This is a genomic window from Aeromicrobium massiliense JC14, assembly GCF_000312105.1.
Taxonomy (GTDB): Bacteria; Actinomycetota; Actinomycetes; order Propionibacteriales; family Nocardioidaceae; genus Aeromicrobium; species Aeromicrobium massiliense.
Map to the genome: position 1 here is coordinate 138,366 of NZ_HE978637.1, position 15,236 is coordinate 153,601.

The following is a 15,236-nucleotide window of genomic DNA, read 5'->3' on the forward strand; positions in this document are numbered from 1 at the left end:
GCGGCCTGCGCCGCCGTAGGGTGGCCGGGTGCAGCTCAGCGACGTCGTCACCGCCCGGTCCCTGCTCGACGGGGTCGCCACCACGACCCCCTGCGTCAGCTCGCGCTGGCTCAGCGACCTGGCCGGGACGACCGTCCGGCTCAAGTGCGAGAACCTGCAGCGCACCGGCTCGTTCAAGATCCGCGGCGCGTACGTGCGCATCGCGCGGCTCAGCACCGAGGAGCGCTCGCGCGGCGTCGTCGCCGCCAGTGCCGGCAACCACGCGCAGGGCGTCGCGCTCGCCGCGGCGATGCTCGACACGAAGGCGCGCATCTTCATGCCCGAGGGTGCGGCCATCCCGAAGGTCAGCGCGACGCGCGGCTACGGCGCCGACATCGAGTTCGTCCACGGCGGCGTGACCGAGGCGGTCAAGGAGGCCCAGGCCTACGCGCAGCGCACCGGGGCCGAGTTCATCCACCCGTTCGACCACGACGACATCCTGGCCGGCCAGGGCACCGTGGGCCTGGAGATCGTCGAGCAGGTGCCCGACGTCCGCACGATCCTCGTGCCGATCGGCGGCGGCGGGCTCGCGGCCGGCATCGCGCTGCTGCGCGAGAAGCACCCGGACGTCCGCATCGTCGGCGTGCAGGCCGAGGCGGCGTCCACGTACGTCCCGTCACTGAGCTCCGGCGCCCCGGTCGAGGTCGACCTGGGCCCGACGATGGCCGACGGCATCGCGGTCTCCCGGCCGGGCCAGATCCCGTTCGACGTCATCGCCGAGCACCTGGACGAGGTGCTCACGGTCAGCGAGGAGGCGATGAGCCAGGCGCTGCTGCAGCTGCTCGAGCGCACCAAGATGCTGGTCGAGCCGTCCGGCGCCGCCGGCGTCGCCGCGCTCATGGAGCACCCCGGACGCTTCGAGGGCCCCGTCGTCACGGTGCTGTCGGGCGGCAACATCGACGCGCTCGTGCTCATGGAGGTCATCCGGCACGGACTCAACGCGGCCGGCCGCTTCCTGGCCTTCCGGGTGCGCATCCCCGACCGTCCGGGCGAGCTGATGCGCCTGCTCGTGGCGCTCGCCGACCTGCAGGTGAACATCCTCAACGTGCAGCACGACCGCACGTCGGAGTCGCTGGGCGTCCGCCAGGTCGAGGTGGCCCTGCAGGTCTCGACCCGCGGCACCGACCAGCAGGCGCAGGTGCGCGAGACGCTCACCGGCCTGGGCTACGACCTGCTCTGACCCTCACCCGAGCCCGGCGCTCCCGAGAAGTGTGAAGAAAAGGACCACTTCCGCGAAGGAAGTGGTCCTTTTCTTCACACGTCGCGGCGGAGCCGCGGGGCGGTGAGGCTCAGAACGGGACGGCGTCGACGATCTCGACCTCGATGGTGCGGCCGTTGGGCGCCTCGTAGGACGCCGAGTCGCCGCGCTTCTTGCCCATGATCGCCGCGCCGAGCGGGGACGTGGGGGAGAAGACGTCGAGGTCGACGCTGGAGTCCATGCTGAGCAGCTCACGCGAGCCGAGCAGGAAGGTCTCGGTGTCGGAGTCGCCGGCGAACTTGATCGTCACCTTCATGCCGGCCTCGACCAGGCCGTCGTCGGCGGGGGCGTCGCCCACCTCGGCGCGACGGAGCATGTCCTCGAGCTGGCGGATGCGGGCCTCGGTCTTGCCCTGCTCCTCGCGGGCGGCGTGGTAGCCACCGTTCTCCTTGAGGTCGCCCTCGTCGCGGGCGGCGGCGATCTTGGCCGTGATGTCGGCCCGGACCTCGCCCTTGAGGTGCGCGAGCTCGGCCTGGAGACGGTCGAACGCCTCCTGCGTCACCCAGATGGTGTCCTGCGTCGGCTGCGTCATGGCATGCCTCCTTCTACGTACGGCACCCCGGGCGCCCGCCCGGGGTGAATACGCAAGGCTACCAGTTCAGCGGACTTCCCGGCAGGTGCGCAGGACGCCGTTCACCGCGCGCTCCTGGGTGCGCACCGCCACCGAGAGCGCCTGCTCGCGGTCGTCAGAGTCGAGCCGGACGGTCTTCTCGCCGACGACGGCGTGGTTCATGTTCTGGGCGTAGACGGTGCACTCGACCGGCTCGTCGGTGTTGACCACGACGTCCACGCGGACGACGACCTCGGTGTTGCTGACGACGTCGTAGCTGTGCAGCGAGGCACTGACCGGCTTCTCGGCCGTGGCCACCCAGGCGGCCCAGGCGACGCCGAGCACGATGCCGACGGCGGCGAACGCCCACCAGAACCAGGTGGGCTTGGTGCGGCGGCCGTAGCGGGCGTCCAGGTTCGTCACGTCCCCATTGTCCCAGGTGCGGGAAGCGGGACGGGGGTCGGTGACGTTGCATGGAAGGATGGCCCCGGCCGAACGACGGACAGGAGAGACGTGAGCGAGAAGCTGCGACTCATGCACGTGCACGCCCACCCGGACGACGAGTCCAGCAAGGGCGCTGCGTCGACCGCGAGGTACGTCGCCGAGGGGGTGGACGTCCACGTCGCCACCTGCACCGGCGGTGAGCGCGGCTCGATCCTCAACCCCTCCTTCCAGCACCCCGGTCTGGAGGACAACCCCGAGCTGATCAGCGAGATCCGTCGCGACGAGATGGCGCGTGCCCGCGACATCCTCGGCATCAAGCAGGACTGGCTCGGCTTCGTCGACTCCGGCTGGCCCGAGGGCGACCCGAAGCCGCCGCTGCCCGAGGGCTGCTTCGCGCTCGTGCCGATCGAGGAGGCCGCCGCGCCCCTGGTGAGGCTGATCCGCTCGTTCCGTCCGCACGTCCTGACGACGTACGACGAGAACGGCGGCTACCCGCACCCGGACCACATCAAGTGCCACGAGATCAGCGTCTACGCCTTCGAGGCCGCCGCCGACCCCGAGCGCTACCCCGACCTCGGCGAGCCGTGGCAGGTGCAGAAGCTCTACTACCACGTCGGCTGGAGCGTGGCCCGGCACGAGGCCATCTCGAAGGCGCTGGACGAGCACGGGCTGGAGAACCCGTACAAGGAGCGCGCGAGCTGGCTCGACCCCGAGCGCGACAAGCGCATGACCACGCGGGTCGAGTGCGCCGACTACTTCCACGTCCGCGACGAGGCTCTCATCGCGCACGCCACGCAGATCGACCCGGACGGCTTCTGGTTCGCCGTGCCCCGCGAGATCCAGGCCGAGGTGTGGCCCACGGAGGACTTCGAGCTGGTGAAGTCGTTCGTCGAGACCACGACGCCCGAGGACGACCTCTTCGCCGGCCTGCGCTGACGCCCGCCTGCGCGGCCGGGCTCCTGAGCCCGCCGCGTAGGCTGGGGGCATGCGCACGTACGTCCTGCTGGCCTCGTCCGGCTCCCGTCCCAACATCGACCCCGACATCGTCAAGCCGGGGTGGGGCGCGCTCGGACTCGTGGTGCTGCTCGGCATCGTGCTGGCCCTGCTGCTGTGGAACTTCACCAAGCAGCTGAAGAAGGTCGACTTCGTCGAGGAGCCCGACCCGCGCGCCGACCGGACGGCGTCCACCGACGCCACCGACGAGTCGCGCGACGAGCCCCGCTCGGACGCCTGACCTACGACCGCACGCGGTAGACGTGCCGGTCGCCGATGACGGCGGCCACGTCGTAGTCGCGGTCGAGCACGGTCTGCGCCGACGCCGCGTCCACGCCCCACGTCCGGAGCGTCGGGCCGGTCACGAGCACCCAGGTCGGTCGTTCGCGCTCGAGCACCCGCCGCAGCTCGTCCAGCCGCGGGTCCCGCACGCGGACGGGCAGGCTCCACAGGTGCTCGTACGGGCTGTCGAGCCCGGCCTCGCGCAGCAGCGCCGGGTCGCCGAACGCGGTCACCGCGGTGTCGCCCGGACCGGCGCTCGCCTGCAGGTACGCCACGAGCCGGTCGTCGTCGCTCGGTGCCTGGGCCGTCGCGAGCGACGGGACGAGGGCGACGAGCGCCGACGCCGCCGTCCCGGTGACCGCGAGCCGGACCAGCCGGCTCGGTCGCGGTGAGCGCTCCAGCGTCGCGGCGAGCAGCAGCGCCAGGCCCGGGATCGTCCCCACGAGGTAGTGCCGCCAGTAGCTGCCGCCGCCCGCGACCACGACGAGCTCGGTGGTGAGCACCGCGACGGCCAGCACGAGCGGGAGCGACGGACGCCGGAGCCCGCCGGACCGCGGGAGCAGGCACGCGAGCAGCACCACCGCGGCCCCGCTGGCCACGAACGCCAGCACGAGGCCGGCGGCGCGAGCGTCGGTGGCGCTCGTCGACGAGCTGCCGATGACGTGGGCGGCGTCCAGCCGGAACCGCACCGTGGCGTCCCACAGGTCCAGGGGACCGGTGCCGCGCGCGGCGGCCCAGCCCAGCAGCAGACCCAGCGTCGCGACCGCGCCGAGGGCGGCGGACGCGATCAGGCGCGCCGCCTCGATCGGCCGGGTGCGCGCGACCCAGACGGTCGCGACCAGCCCGGCCACGACCAGCTCGACGACGGACTGCTTCACCGCCACGGCGCACGCGGCCAGCACGCCGGCGGCGGCCCAGGCCAGCGCGTGCGACCGGTCGGGCCCGGTCCCGGCCACCAGGGCGACCAAGCCGGCGAGGACGAGCGGCAGCGCGAGCAGCTCGCCGTTGACGTCCTGCGCCCCATGCAGCGGGGTGGATGCCAGCGCGGCCACCGTGACCGCCACGAGCACCGGGGCCGACGGCCGTCCGGGGGCGACGAGCACCGCCAGCCGAGCGGCCAGCAGCACCGAGCCGAGCACCGCCGCGGCGCCGATCAGCCGCAGCGGGACGGTGCCGCCCAGTGCGTCCGCGACGGCGAAGACTCCGATCAGCAGCGGCGGCCGGTCGACCCAGTAGTCGCCGTAGAGCGAGGAGCCCGGCGCCCACTGCGCGGCGACCATGAGGAAGCCGCCCTCGTCGGGCGACAGCGGGGCGTCCAGCCCGGGCAGGCGCACGAACACGGCCGCGAGCCCGGCCAGGACGACGAGCGGCCCCGACCGCAGGGACCGTGCGACCGTCGTGAGCCGGCTCGTCCGCGGGGGCGTGCGCTGGAGCATGGGCGTGACGCTAGGCAGGCCACGTGACCCGTGCGCGACGCCCGGTCGACGCGTCGGCGAACGTCTCGGAACCCCCGCCACGCGGCACCCGGCGGCTCGCCTGGACACCCCGGCGGAGCCGACCTAGGGTGAAAAACACCGCGGAATCGCAGCAGACACGACGGTGGCCTCGCTCCACCGTCCTCTTCCAGGATGCAGCACCCCCACACCGCGCGGCGCCCCGACCACGGTCGCCCCGCCGCGCTCCAGCGGACTCGCCTTCGTCGCGCCCGACGCCCTGCCGCGCCGCCCCCTCGGACCTGTCCGGAGCCGGAGGGCTCATGTTCTTGCCACGCAGAATCCGAGCACGCCACACCACGGTCCTGATCGTCGCGACGTCCGTCGTCGCGCTGATGGGATCCACCGTCACCACCGCCACGGCGGCACGTGACGACCAGGACCAGCGCAGCCGCTTCGGCGGACCACGCTTCACCGCACCCAGGGTCGACACCTCCCGCGTGGACGCGCCGCGGACGCCCAGCTGGGACACGTCGCCGGCGGTCGAGCGCCGGGTCGAGCAGATCCTGGCCCAGATGACCACCGAGGAGAAGGCGGACCTCGCGACCGGCCAGATCAACAACAACTATGGCTTCTACAACAACCCGATCGAGCGGCTCGGCATCCCCGCCCAGACCATGGCCGACGGCCCGGTGGGCGTCCGCGTCGCCAACCCGAACATCGACCAGCGGTCGACCCAGCTGCCGTCCGCGTCCAGCCTGGCGGCCACGTTCGACCTGCGCCTGGCCGAGACGTTCGGTGACGTGCTGGGCCGCGAGGCGTTCCGCACCGGCCACAACTTCGAGCTGGCGCCGTCCGCCGACGTCGCCCGCACACCGCTGTGGGGCCGCGCCTTCGAGGGCTTCGGCGAGGACCCGCTGCTGATCGGCTCGATGGCCGCACAGGTGATCCGGGGCATCCAGGCCAGTCCGGTCGTGGCGTCGCTCAAGCACCCGTTCGCCTACAACCAGGAGACCGACCGCTTCGACGTCGACGCCCAGGTGGACGAGCGCGCGCTGCAGGAGATCTACTCGCGCCCGTTCGGCATCGCCATCGACCGCGGCCGGCCCGGCTCGGCGATGTGCTCGTTCAACCGGGTCAACGGCATCAGCGCCTGCGAGAACCCGCTCATGACGACGATCCTGAAGGAGCAGTTCGGGCTCCGCGGTTTCATCATGAGCGACTACAACGCGACGCCCAGCACCGTCCAGGCGGCGAACGCCGGCTTGGACCAGGAGCAGCCCGGCGACCAGGGTCCGGGCTCGGCGAACTTCGGCGAGCGTCTCGTCGCCGCGGTCGCGGCCGGCCAGGTCAGCATGGCCCGGCTCGACGACATGGCCCGTCGCATCCTGCGGCCGATGGTCGGCCTGGGGCTGTTCGACCGGCTGCCGGTGGTGCAGCCGATCCAGGTCGAGCGGGACGCCCGCGTCGCCCGTGAGGTGGCCGCGAACGGCATGGTGCTGCTGAAGAACCAGCGCGGCGTCCTGCCGCTGAACCGGCGCGCCCGGTCGATCGCGGTGATCGGCCCCGACGCCGACAACACGTCGGCCCAGGGCGGCGGCTCGGCCACCGTCTCGCGCCCGACGCGCTCGGTGTCCCCGCTGCAGGGGATCGAGCAGCGTGCCGGCGGCGGCACGGACGTGACGTACTCGGCGGGCACCGACGGCATCTCCGAGGGCGACCTGCTCCCGGGTGCCGCACCGGTCCCGTCGTCGGTGCTGACCCCGTCGCAGGGGGACGGGAACGGGCTGTCGGCGACGTACTGGAGCAACCGGACGTTCTCCGGCGACCCGCACCTGACGCAGGTCGACCCCAACGTGAACGTCAACTTCGGGTTCCAGAACTTCCCGGGGTTCAACGTCGCGTCGCCCAAGATCCCCACGGCGCGCGGTGACTTCGCGCTCCTGGGCGACCTGTCGGCGCGGTGGACGGGCACGCTGACCGCTCCGGCCACGGCCTCGTACCAGCTCGGGCTCACGGCCCGCGGCGACGCCCGGCTCTACCTGGACGGCGAGCTGCTGGTCGAGCACACCGGCGACCTGTCGTCGGTCGGCCGCCGGGTCACGCTGCGGCAGGGCGAGCCGCACGAGGTGCGCATCGAGTACAGCGCGCCGGCGCTGAACTCCTACCAGGGCGGCCAGGTGCGGCTGTTCTGGCAGCACCCCGAGGACGTGGTGTCGCCGGCGATGGCCGAGGCCGTCGCGACCGCACGCGCCGCCGACACCGCCGTGGTGGTCGTCCGTGACTACGAGACCGAGGGCTACGACCGGCCCGACCTGGCCCTGCCGAAGGAGCAGGAGCAGCTCATCCGCCAGGTAGCTCGGGTCAACCCCCGGACCGTCGTGGTGGTCGAGACCGGTGCCGTCAGCCGGACCGAGCCGTGGTCGGCACGGGTCCGGGGCATCGTCCAGGCCTGGTACCCCGGGCAGGAGCAGGGCCACGCCATCGCCGACGTGCTGTGGGGTGACGTGAACCCGTCGGGCAAGCTGCCGGCGACCCTGCCGCGCAACGAGCGCCAGGTGCCCGGCACGCCGCCGGGGGTGGCTCGGTTCCGTGAGTCGATCTACGTCGGCTACCGAGGCTTTCTCGAGGACCGCGTCCGGCCGAGCTACCCGTTCGGCTTCGGCCTGTCGTACACGACGTTCGCCTACCGCAACCTGAGCGTCTCGTCGGGCAACCGGCGCGGCGACCGGGTGACGGCGACGTTCACCGTCCGGAACACCGGCCGGCGGACCGGCTCGGAGGTGGCCCAGGTCTACGTCGGGCGGCTGCCCGGTGCCGTCGCCACGCCGCCGCGCCAGCTCGCCGGGTTCGCCAAGGTGAGGCTCGCGCCGGGACAGTCGCGGCGCGTCACGGTGCGCATCCCGAAGGAGGCGCTGTCGTACTGGGACACGGGCGACGACGCCTGGGTCACGCCGTCCGGCCGCACGCGGATCCTGGTCGGACCGTCGTCGGCCCGCGTCGTGCTGGGGGGCTCGGTGCAGGTCCGCTGAGCACAGGGACGGCGCAGGCCCGGGCCGGTCGCCCGGGCCTGCGCCGCGCCCGGAGGTCTCGCCCGGCGTCCGGGCGTCGTGCTCGCTAGCGTGGCGGGCATGGCCAACCGACTCGCGCAGGCGTCCAGCCCGTACCTGCTCCAGCACGCCGACAACCCGGTCGACTGGCACGAGTGGGGCCCCGAGGCGTTCGCGCTCGCCCGCGAGACCGACCGCCCGATCCTGCTCAGCGTCGGCTACGCCGCCTGCCACTGGTGCCACGTCATGGCGCACGAGTCGTTCGAGGACGCGGCCACCGCGGCCTACATGAACGAGCACTTCGTCAACGTCAAGGTCGACCGCGAGGAGCGTCCGGACGTCGACGCGGTCTACATGCGCGCCGTGCAGGCGATGACCGGCCAGGGCGGCTGGCCCATGACCTGCGTGCTGACGCCGGAGGGGGAGCCGTTCTTCAGCGGCACCTACTTCCCGCCCGTGCCGGCGCAGGGGATGCCCGCCTTCACGCAGGTGCTGCAGGCGCTGAACGACGCCTGGACGAACCGCCGTGACGAGGTGGTGCGCATCGGCCAGCAGGTCGTCGACCACCTGGGCAGCGCCGGCCACGTGCCGGGCGAGGTGCTCTCCGCGGCCGACCTCGACGGTGCTCTGGACGCGCTGGCGCGCACCTACGACGAGGACGCCGGCGGGTTCGGCACGAGCCCGAAGTTCCCGCCGTCCATGGTGCTGGAGTGGCTGCTGCGGCACGAGGCGCGCACCGGCGACGAGCGCGCGACCCGCCTGGCCGACCACACGCTGCTGGCCATGGCCGCCGGCGGCATGCACGACCAGCTCGCCGGCGGGTTCGCGCGCTACAGCGTGGACCGGTTCTGGCGGGTGCCGCACTTCGAGAAGATGCTCTACGACAACGCCCAGCTGGCTCGCGTCTACACGCACGCGAGCCGTCGCGGGGAGCACGCGGAGCGCTTCCGCCGCGTCGCGACCGACGTCGCGGACTTCCTGCTGCGCGACCTGCGGACGTCCGAGGGCGGCTTCGCGTCGGCGCTGGACGCCGACACCGAGGGGGTCGAGGGGGCGACGTACGTCTGGACGGCCGAGCGGCTCGTCGAGGTGCTCGGCCCCGACGACGGTGCCTGGGCGGCCGAGGTCTTCACCGTCACCGAGCAGGGCACGTTCGAGCACGGCACGTCGACGCTGCAGCTGCTCGACCCGCCGGCGGACGACGACCGTCTGGACCGCGTACGGGCGCGGCTGCTCGAGGCGCGCGGTGAGCGGCCCCAGCCCGCGATCGACGACAAGGTCGTCGCCGCCTGGAACGGGCTGGCGATCAGCGCGCTGGCCGAGATGTCGGTCGTCCTGGAGCGGCCGGACTACCTGGACGCCGCGCGGGCGGCGGGCGAGCTGCTGGCCACGGTGCACACGACCGACGATGGCCGGCTGCTGCGCGTCTCGCGCCACGGCCGGGCGGGCGCGCACGCCGGCGTGCTCGAGGACTACGGGTGCGTCGCCGAGGCGTACCTGGTGCTGCTCGGCGTGACCGGCGACCGGGTCTGGTTCGAGCGGGCGCAGGCGCTGCTGGAGCAGGTGCTGGACCGCTTCGCCGCCGAGGTCGGCTTCCACGACACGGACGCGGAGGCCGACGCGTTGCTCGTCCGGCCGCAGGACCCGGCCGACAACGCCTACCCCTCGGGCACGTCCGCCGTCGTCCACGACCTGCTGGCGATGGCCGCGGTCACGGGGGAGGAGCGCTGGCGCGAGGCCGCCGAGTCGGGCGTGCGTTCGGCGGCCGGCGTGGCCCGTCAGGACCCGCGCTTCGCGGGGTGGACGCTGGCCGCGGCGGAGGCGCTGCTGGCCGGCCCGCTGGAGGTCGCGCTGGTCGGCTCGGGCGACGAGCTCGCCGCGCTGCAGCGCACGGCGCTCACGTCGGCCTCGCCGGGCGCGGTCGTGGTGGCGGGGGAGCCGGGCCTCGACGTGCCGCTGTTCGCCGAGCGGGGGCTGTTGGACGGACGGGCGACGGCGTACGTCTGCCGGCGGTTCGTCTGCGACCGGCCGGTCACGACGCCGCAGGAGCTGGCCGCGCTGCTCGGCGGCTGACCCTTCGACAGGCTCAGGGAGCGGTGCGCGAGCTGAGGGAGGACGGTGCCCCTGCGGCTCAGTAGCCGCTGTAGGCCAGGATGCTGACGCCGACGTAGTGGACGACGAACGCCGCGATGGTGAACGAGTGGAAGATCTCGTGGAAGCCGAACCAGCGCGGCCACGGGTCGGGCTTCTTGAAGCCGTAGACCGCCGCGCCCAGCGAGTACAGGACGCCGCCGACGATCATCAGCACGAACACCGACGTGGGCGCCTCGCGGGCGAACTCGGGCAGGTAGATGACCGCCGCCCAGCCCAGCGCGAGGTACAGCGGCACGTACAGCCAGCGCGGAGCGCCGACCCAGAAGATGCGGAAGAACACGCCCAGCAGCGCGCCGCCCCAGACCAGCGTCATCATGATCGCGGCGTGGTCGGGATCGAGCAGCATGAGCGAGAACGGCGTGTACGAGCCGGCGATCATCACGAAGATGTTGGCGTGGTCGAAGCGCTTCCAGACCACGCGAGCCTGGTCCGACCAGGTGCGCGTGTGGTACAGCGCGCTGACCGTGAACAGCAGCAGCGCCGACACCATGAACACGGCCGCGCCGACCCGCAGGCGGGTGTCGTCGGCCAGCACCAGCAGGACGATGAAGCTGAAGAAGGCCAGCGGCGACGTGGCGGCGTGCAGCCACCCTCGAAGGCGCGGCTTGATCTCCTGCGCCGTGTCCCGGATCCGGTCACCGAGCTCGTGGGCGGCGTCCGGGGTCCTGGTCTCTGGCATGGCCCTAGAGTAGCCCGCATGGGCCTGAACCACCTCGTCTACCAGCTGTACGAGCGCAGGCTCCAGCGCGAGATCCGGCCCGACCGTCTGCCCCGTCACGTCGGTGCGATCGTCGACGGGAACCGGCGGTGGGCGAAGGGAGCCGGGGCCGACCTGGTGGGTGGTTACCGGGCGGGCGCGGACAAGATCGTGGAGTTCGTCGGGTGGTGCGACGAGCTCGGCATCGAGATCGTCACGCTGTGGGTGCTGTCCACCGACAACCTCGCGCGTCCGGCCGACGAGCTGCGCGGTCTGCTCGCCGTCATCGAGCAGCTCGCCGAGACCCTGGCCGGCACCGGACGCCGCCGGGTGCAGCTGCTCGGCAGCCTGGACCTGCTGCCTCCCGACACCGCCGAGCGGCTCAAGCGCACCGCGGAGTCCACCAGCGGGGTCGAGGGCTCGGTCGTCAACGTGTGCGTCGGGTACGGCGGACGCCAGGAGCTGACCGACGCCATCCGCTCGCTGCTCCTGACCGAGGCCGAGGCCGGACGCAGCCTGGCCGACGTGGCCCACACGCTCGACGTCGACGACATCGCCGAGCACCTCTACACCAAGGGCATGCCCGACCCCGACCTCGTCATCCGCACGTCCGGCGAGCAGCGGCTGTCGGGCTTCCTGCTGTGGCAGAGCGTCCACTCGGAGTTCTACTTCTGCGACGCGCTGTGGCCGGCGTTCCGGCGGGTCGACTTCCTGCGTGCGCTGCGCTCGTACGCCGGGCGCGAGCGCCGCTTCGGCCGCTGAGACGCGTGGGACGACTGTTCACCTGACGGCAACGCACGACACGCGCACAATGCCGTGTCGCGGCGCGGCGCGGTCGTACGTTCGTCCTGTGACGCCCGCCCCGGAGCCGAAGGTTCAGGTCCCCCCTACCGAGTAAGGGGACCGGCGAGGGCGCGCGCGGGTCCCACGAGGAGCACATCGTGGCCGACAGCATGAGCACCCCTCGCACGTACGTCCTGGACACCAGCGTCCTGCTGGCCGACCCCGGCGCCGTGACACGCTTCCACGAGCACGAGGTCGTCATTCCCGTCGTGGTCATCACCGAGCTGGAGGCCAAGCGCCACCACCCCGAGCTCGGCTACTTCGCCCGTCAGGCGCTGCGGCTGCTGGACGACCTGCGCACCCAGCACGGTGGTCTCGACCGTCCGCTGCCGATCGGCGACGAGGGCGGCACGCTGCGGGTCGAGCTCAACCACGTGGACGTGTCCTCGCTGCCGGCCGGCTTCCGGCTCGGCGACAACGACACCCGCATCCTCGCCGTGGCCAGGAACCTGGCCGACGAGGGGCGCGCGGTGACGCTCGTGTCGAAGGACCTGCCGATGCGGGTCAAGGCGTCCGCGTCCGGGCTGGCCGCCGAGGAGTACCGCGCCGAGCTCGCGGTCGAGACCGGCTGGACCGGCATGGTCGAGCTCGAGGTCGACTCGCTCGACCTCGACGACCTGTACGAGCAGGGCCGCATCGACCTCGAGGCGGCTCGCGAGCTGCCGATCCACACCGGCCTGGTGCTGCTGAGCGACAAGGGCTCGGGCCTGGGACGCGTCACCGCCGACAAGCAGGTGCAGCTCGTGCGCGGCGACCGCGAGGCGTTCGGCGTCCACGGCCGCTCGGCCGAGCAGCGCGTCGCGCTGGACCTGCTGCTCGACCCCGAGGTGGGCATCGTCTCGCTCGGCGGCCGGGCCGGCACCGGCAAGTCGGCGATGGCGCTGTGCGCCGGGCTCGAGGCGGTCATGGAGCGCCACCAGCACAAGAAGGTGGTCGTGTTCCGGCCCCTGTACGCCGTCGGTGGGCAGGAGCTGGGCTACCTGCCGGGCAGCGAGTCCGAGAAGATGGGGCCCTGGGCGCAGGCGGTGTTCGACACGCTCGGCGCCGTGGCCAGCGAGTACGTGGTCGAGGAGATCGTCGAGCGGGGGATGCTCGAGGTGCTGCCGCTGACCCACATCCGCGGACGCTCGCTGCACGACGCGTTCGTCATCGTCGACGAGGCGCAGTCGCTGGAGCGCAACGTGCTGCTGACGGTGCTCTCGCGCATCGGTGCCAACTCCAAGGTCGTCCTGACCCACGACGTCGCGCAGCGCGACAACCTGCGGGTCGGACGCTACGACGGCGTGGTCGCGGTGGTCGAGAAGCTCAAGGGCCACCCGTTGTTCGCGCACGTGACGCTGAGCCGGTCCGAGCGCTCGCCGGTGGCGGCGCTGGTCACCGAGATGCTGGAGGACGTCACCCTCTGACGTCGGGCTGCCGCTCCGGGTCGTCGGCGACGACCCGGAGCGGTCCCTCGTCCGGGGTCGGCACCTCGAAGGTGTCGAAGTGGCGGGCGGCCACGTCGGCGTCCAGCACCAGGTCGTCGCCGTCGCGGCCGGTGCGCCCGCGCAGGCGGGCCAGCGCGGTGGCGCGGTCGGTGGCCAGGAAGACCGTCTCGGGCACGATGCCGGACGGGGCGAGCAGCGCGCGGTACTCGTCGCGCAGGGCCCGGGTGGAGAAGGAGAAGTCGAGCACGACGTCGGTGCCGGCCGCGACGAGCGCGAGCAGGCGGGCGCGCAGCTCGGCCTCGATCTCGGCAGCGGCCGCCGCGGTCAGCGGGGCGGTGAGGCCGCGCCGCCACGTCTCGTGGTCGAACGAGAGCCGCACCATGCCGTCGGCCTCGAGCCGCCGGGCGTACGTGGACTTGCCCGACCCCGACGGCCCGCACATGAGGATGACCCGGCTCATGAGCGGACCCTACGACGTCCCGTGACAGGATCGGGGCGATGAGCGCCTCGACCACCGGACGCGTGCGCCGCGGCGCCTCACTGGTCGCCGCGGCGCCGGTCGTCGTGGCCGTGCTGACGAGCCTGGCGCTCGGCGTCCTCTCGCTGCGCCGGTTCGCGCGGTTCGAGCCCTCGTCGTGGGACAACGCCATCTTCGAGCAGGCGCTGCAGTCGTACGTCGACCGCGGCTGGCCGCTCGTGGAGATCAAGGGTCCGGGCTACAACCTGCTCGGCGACCACTTCCACCCGGTGATCGCGCTGCTGGCGCCGGTCTACGCGCTGGTGCCGTCGGCCCAGACGCTGCTGGTGGCGCAGGTCGTGGCGATCGGCGTGGGGGTGGCGGTGGTCGGACGCCTGGCCGCGCGGGAGCTGGGACCGTGGAGCGGCGTGGCCGTCGCGCTGGCTATGGGGCTGTCGTTCGGCGTGCAGTCGGCCGTGGTCGCCGACTTCCACGAGGTCGCGCTGGGCGTGCCGCTGCTGGCGCTCGCGGGGGCGGCGTACGTGCGACGCGACTGGCGAGCGGTGGCGCTGTGGTCGCTGCCGCTGCTGCTGGTCAAGGAGGACCTCGGCCTGACTGTCGCGATGATCGGCTTCGTGGTCTGGCTCGGGGGAGCGCGCCGGCTCGGGGCGGCGCTGGCCGCGGCCGGGGTGCTCGGATGGCTGCTCGTGGTGACCGTGCTGCTGCCGCTCCTCAACTCGTCCGGCGGCTACGACTACACCGGCAACCTCGGCGGCGACGACGGCGTGATCGGCACGCTGCTGACCGACGTGGACGTCAAGCTCGGCACGGTGCTGCTGACCCTCGGTGTCACCGCGTTCGCGGCCTGCTGGTCGCCGTGGGTGCTGCTGGTGCTGCCGACGTTCGCGTGGCGGTTCGTCGGGGGCGTGCCGTTCTACTGGGGCACCGAGTGGCACTACTCGCTGCTGCTCATGCCCGTCGTGTTCGTGGCGATGGTCGACGGGCTGGCCCGCGTCCGGCGGCGGTCGAGCCCGGTCGTCTGGCAGGTCGCCCGGTGGGCGCCCGCGGTGGCCGTCGCGGTCGCGCTGGTGCGGCTGCCGACGTCCCCGCTGGGCGACCTCGCGGACCCGGCGACGTACGAGACGTCGCCGCGCGCGCAGGCCGCGCAAGGGGCGGTCGACCTGGTGCCTGCCGGCGCGTCCGTCGTCGCCGACATCGCGACGCTGACCCACCTGGTCACCGACCGTGACGCCTACTGGATCGGCACCGTGATGCCCGACGCGCGTCCGGACTACGTGCTCGTCGAGGCCGGCCAGTACGGCTCACCCACGGACGCCGCGGCCTGGGCCACCGAGACCTTCGGCGTCCCCTACGACCTCGTCCTCATCGACGGCGGCTTCCAGCTCGCGTCGAGGCGGTAGCGCTGTCTCCTTCTGGCGGTTTCCCTGGGGCCCCAGGGAAACCGCCAGACCCCGGGGAAGCATCCCCGGGGTTCGGCAGGATGCCCGGGGTCTGCCGCGGAACGGACGCGACGAGGCCCGTGGCGTGGACGCGACGAGGCCCCCGGTCCGTGGGGACCGGGGGCCTCGTCGGTGGCGTCAGGGACGCG

13 protein-coding genes are annotated in these 15,236 nt (G+C 72.9%); 8 read left to right on the top strand and 5 right to left on the bottom strand.

Features of this window, described 5'->3' with window-relative positions:
- The first annotated feature begins 28 nt into the window (after positions 1-28).
- Positions 29-1,219: a threonine ammonia-lyase gene (gene ilvA / locus HGAM_RS07735; protein WP_019144906.1), complete on the top strand. Its 1,191-nt coding sequence runs from the start codon at positions 29-31 to the stop codon at positions 1,217-1,219.
- A gap of 109 nt (positions 1,220-1,328) precedes the next feature.
- On the opposite strand, the gene greA is transcribed toward ilvA, so the two are convergent.
- Complete coding sequence (greA, locus tag HGAM_RS07740; RefSeq protein WP_019144907.1) at positions 1,329-1,829, bottom strand: transcription elongation factor GreA; 501 nt, start codon at positions 1,827-1,829, stop codon at positions 1,329-1,331.
- Positions 1,830-1,895: 66 nt separating this feature from the next.
- On the bottom strand, positions 1,896-2,270 hold the full coding sequence (locus HGAM_RS07745) for a DUF4307 domain-containing protein (RefSeq protein ID WP_019144908.1): 375 nt from the start codon (positions 2,268-2,270) through the stop codon (positions 1,896-1,898).
- A 90-nt stretch (positions 2,271-2,360) separates the two neighbouring features.
- Between HGAM_RS07745 and mca the strand changes: the two genes are divergently transcribed.
- Both mca and HGAM_RS07755 read left to right on the top strand, forming a co-directional pair.
- Complete coding sequence (gene mca / locus HGAM_RS07750; RefSeq protein ID WP_019144909.1) at positions 2,361-3,227, top strand: mycothiol conjugate amidase Mca; 867 nt, start codon at positions 2,361-2,363, stop codon at positions 3,225-3,227.
- Positions 3,228-3,276: 49 nt separating this feature from the next.
- Positions 3,277-3,525, top strand: a complete 249-nt coding sequence (locus tag HGAM_RS07755; protein WP_019144910.1) for a hypothetical protein — start codon at positions 3,277-3,279, stop codon at positions 3,523-3,525.
- 1 nt (position 3,526) lies between these two features.
- Here the strand turns inward: HGAM_RS07755 and HGAM_RS07760 are convergent, their stop codons facing one another.
- On the bottom strand, positions 3,527-5,002 hold the full coding sequence (locus HGAM_RS07760; RefSeq protein WP_038951643.1) for a hypothetical protein: 1,476 nt from the start codon (positions 5,000-5,002) through the stop codon (positions 3,527-3,529).
- 392 nt (positions 5,003-5,394) lie between these two features.
- Between HGAM_RS07760 and HGAM_RS18345 the strand changes: the two genes are divergently transcribed.
- Together HGAM_RS18345 and HGAM_RS07770 are read left to right on the top strand one after the other, a co-directional pair.
- A complete protein-coding gene (locus HGAM_RS18345; protein WP_019144911.1) occupies positions 5,395-8,031 on the top strand; it encodes a beta-glucosidase in 2,637 nt (878 codons plus the stop codon).
- A gap of 99 nt (positions 8,032-8,130) precedes the next feature.
- Positions 8,131-10,122, top strand: a complete 1,992-nt coding sequence (locus HGAM_RS07770) for a thioredoxin domain-containing protein (protein WP_019144912.1) — start codon at positions 8,131-8,133, stop codon at positions 10,120-10,122.
- A gap of 58 nt (positions 10,123-10,180) precedes the next feature.
- Here the strand turns inward: HGAM_RS07770 and trhA are convergent, their stop codons facing one another.
- A complete protein-coding gene (trhA, locus tag HGAM_RS07775) occupies positions 10,181-10,882 on the bottom strand; it encodes a PAQR family membrane homeostasis protein TrhA (protein ID WP_019144913.1) in 702 nt (233 codons plus the stop codon).
- An 18-nt stretch (positions 10,883-10,900) separates the two neighbouring features.
- On the opposite strand from trhA, the gene HGAM_RS07780 reads away from it, so the two are divergent.
- Together HGAM_RS07780 and phoH2 are read left to right on the top strand one after the other, a co-directional pair.
- The gene (locus HGAM_RS07780; protein WP_019144914.1) at positions 10,901-11,662 is read left to right on the top strand and encodes an isoprenyl transferase; all 762 of its coding nucleotides are present in this window, start codon (positions 10,901-10,903) and stop codon (positions 11,660-11,662) included.
- Positions 11,663-11,853: 191 nt separating this feature from the next.
- Positions 11,854-13,149: an RNA 5'-3' helicase PhoH2 gene (phoH2, locus tag HGAM_RS07785; protein WP_049798274.1), complete on the top strand. Its 1,296-nt coding sequence runs from the start codon at positions 11,854-11,856 to the stop codon at positions 13,147-13,149.
- Here the strand turns inward: phoH2 and HGAM_RS07790 are convergent.
- Positions 13,139-13,630 carry a P-loop nucleotide/nucleoside kinase family protein gene (locus HGAM_RS07790; protein WP_019144916.1) on the bottom strand — a complete coding sequence of 164 codons (492 nt, stop codon included), beginning with the start codon at positions 13,628-13,630 and terminating at the stop codon, positions 13,139-13,141. The genes phoH2 and HGAM_RS07790 overlap by 11 nt on opposite strands.
- Positions 13,631-13,668: 38 nt before the next feature.
- Here HGAM_RS07790 and HGAM_RS18350 point away from each other — a divergent pair, with 38 nt between their 5' ends.
- Positions 13,669-15,048, top strand: a complete 1,380-nt coding sequence (locus tag HGAM_RS18350) for a DUF2079 domain-containing protein (RefSeq protein WP_019144917.1) — start codon at positions 13,669-13,671, stop codon at positions 15,046-15,048.
- Positions 15,049-15,236 lie beyond the last annotated feature (188 nt).

What these genes read in the sequence shown, in the direction of transcription:
- greA (WP_019144907.1), bottom strand. Translation starts at nt 1,829, where the DNA reads ATGACGCAGCCGACGCAGGACACCATCTGGGTGACGCAGGAGGCGTTC.
- HGAM_RS07755 (WP_019144910.1), top strand. Translation starts at nt 3,277, where the DNA reads ATGCGCACGTACGTCCTGCTGGCCTCGTCCGGCTCCCGTCCCAACATC.
- HGAM_RS07760 (WP_038951643.1), bottom strand. Translation starts at nt 5,002, where the DNA reads ATGCTCCAGCGCACGCCCCCGCGGACGAGCCGGCTCACGACGGTCGCA.
- HGAM_RS18345 (WP_019144911.1), top strand. Translation starts at nt 5,395, where the DNA reads ATGGGATCCACCGTCACCACCGCCACGGCGGCACGTGACGACCAGGAC.
- HGAM_RS07770 (WP_019144912.1), top strand. Translation starts at nt 8,131, where the DNA reads ATGGCCAACCGACTCGCGCAGGCGTCCAGCCCGTACCTGCTCCAGCAC.
- trhA (WP_019144913.1), bottom strand. Translation starts at nt 10,882, where the DNA reads ATGCCAGAGACCAGGACCCCGGACGCCGCCCACGAGCTCGGTGACCGG.
- HGAM_RS07780 (WP_019144914.1), top strand. Translation starts at nt 10,901, where the DNA reads ATGGGCCTGAACCACCTCGTCTACCAGCTGTACGAGCGCAGGCTCCAG.
- phoH2 (WP_049798274.1), top strand. Translation starts at nt 11,854, where the DNA reads ATGAGCACCCCTCGCACGTACGTCCTGGACACCAGCGTCCTGCTGGCC.
- HGAM_RS07790 (WP_019144916.1), bottom strand. Translation starts at nt 13,630, where the DNA reads ATGAGCCGGGTCATCCTCATGTGCGGGCCGTCGGGGTCGGGCAAGTCC.
- HGAM_RS18350 (WP_019144917.1), top strand. Translation starts at nt 13,669, where the DNA reads ATGAGCGCCTCGACCACCGGACGCGTGCGCCGCGGCGCCTCACTGGTC.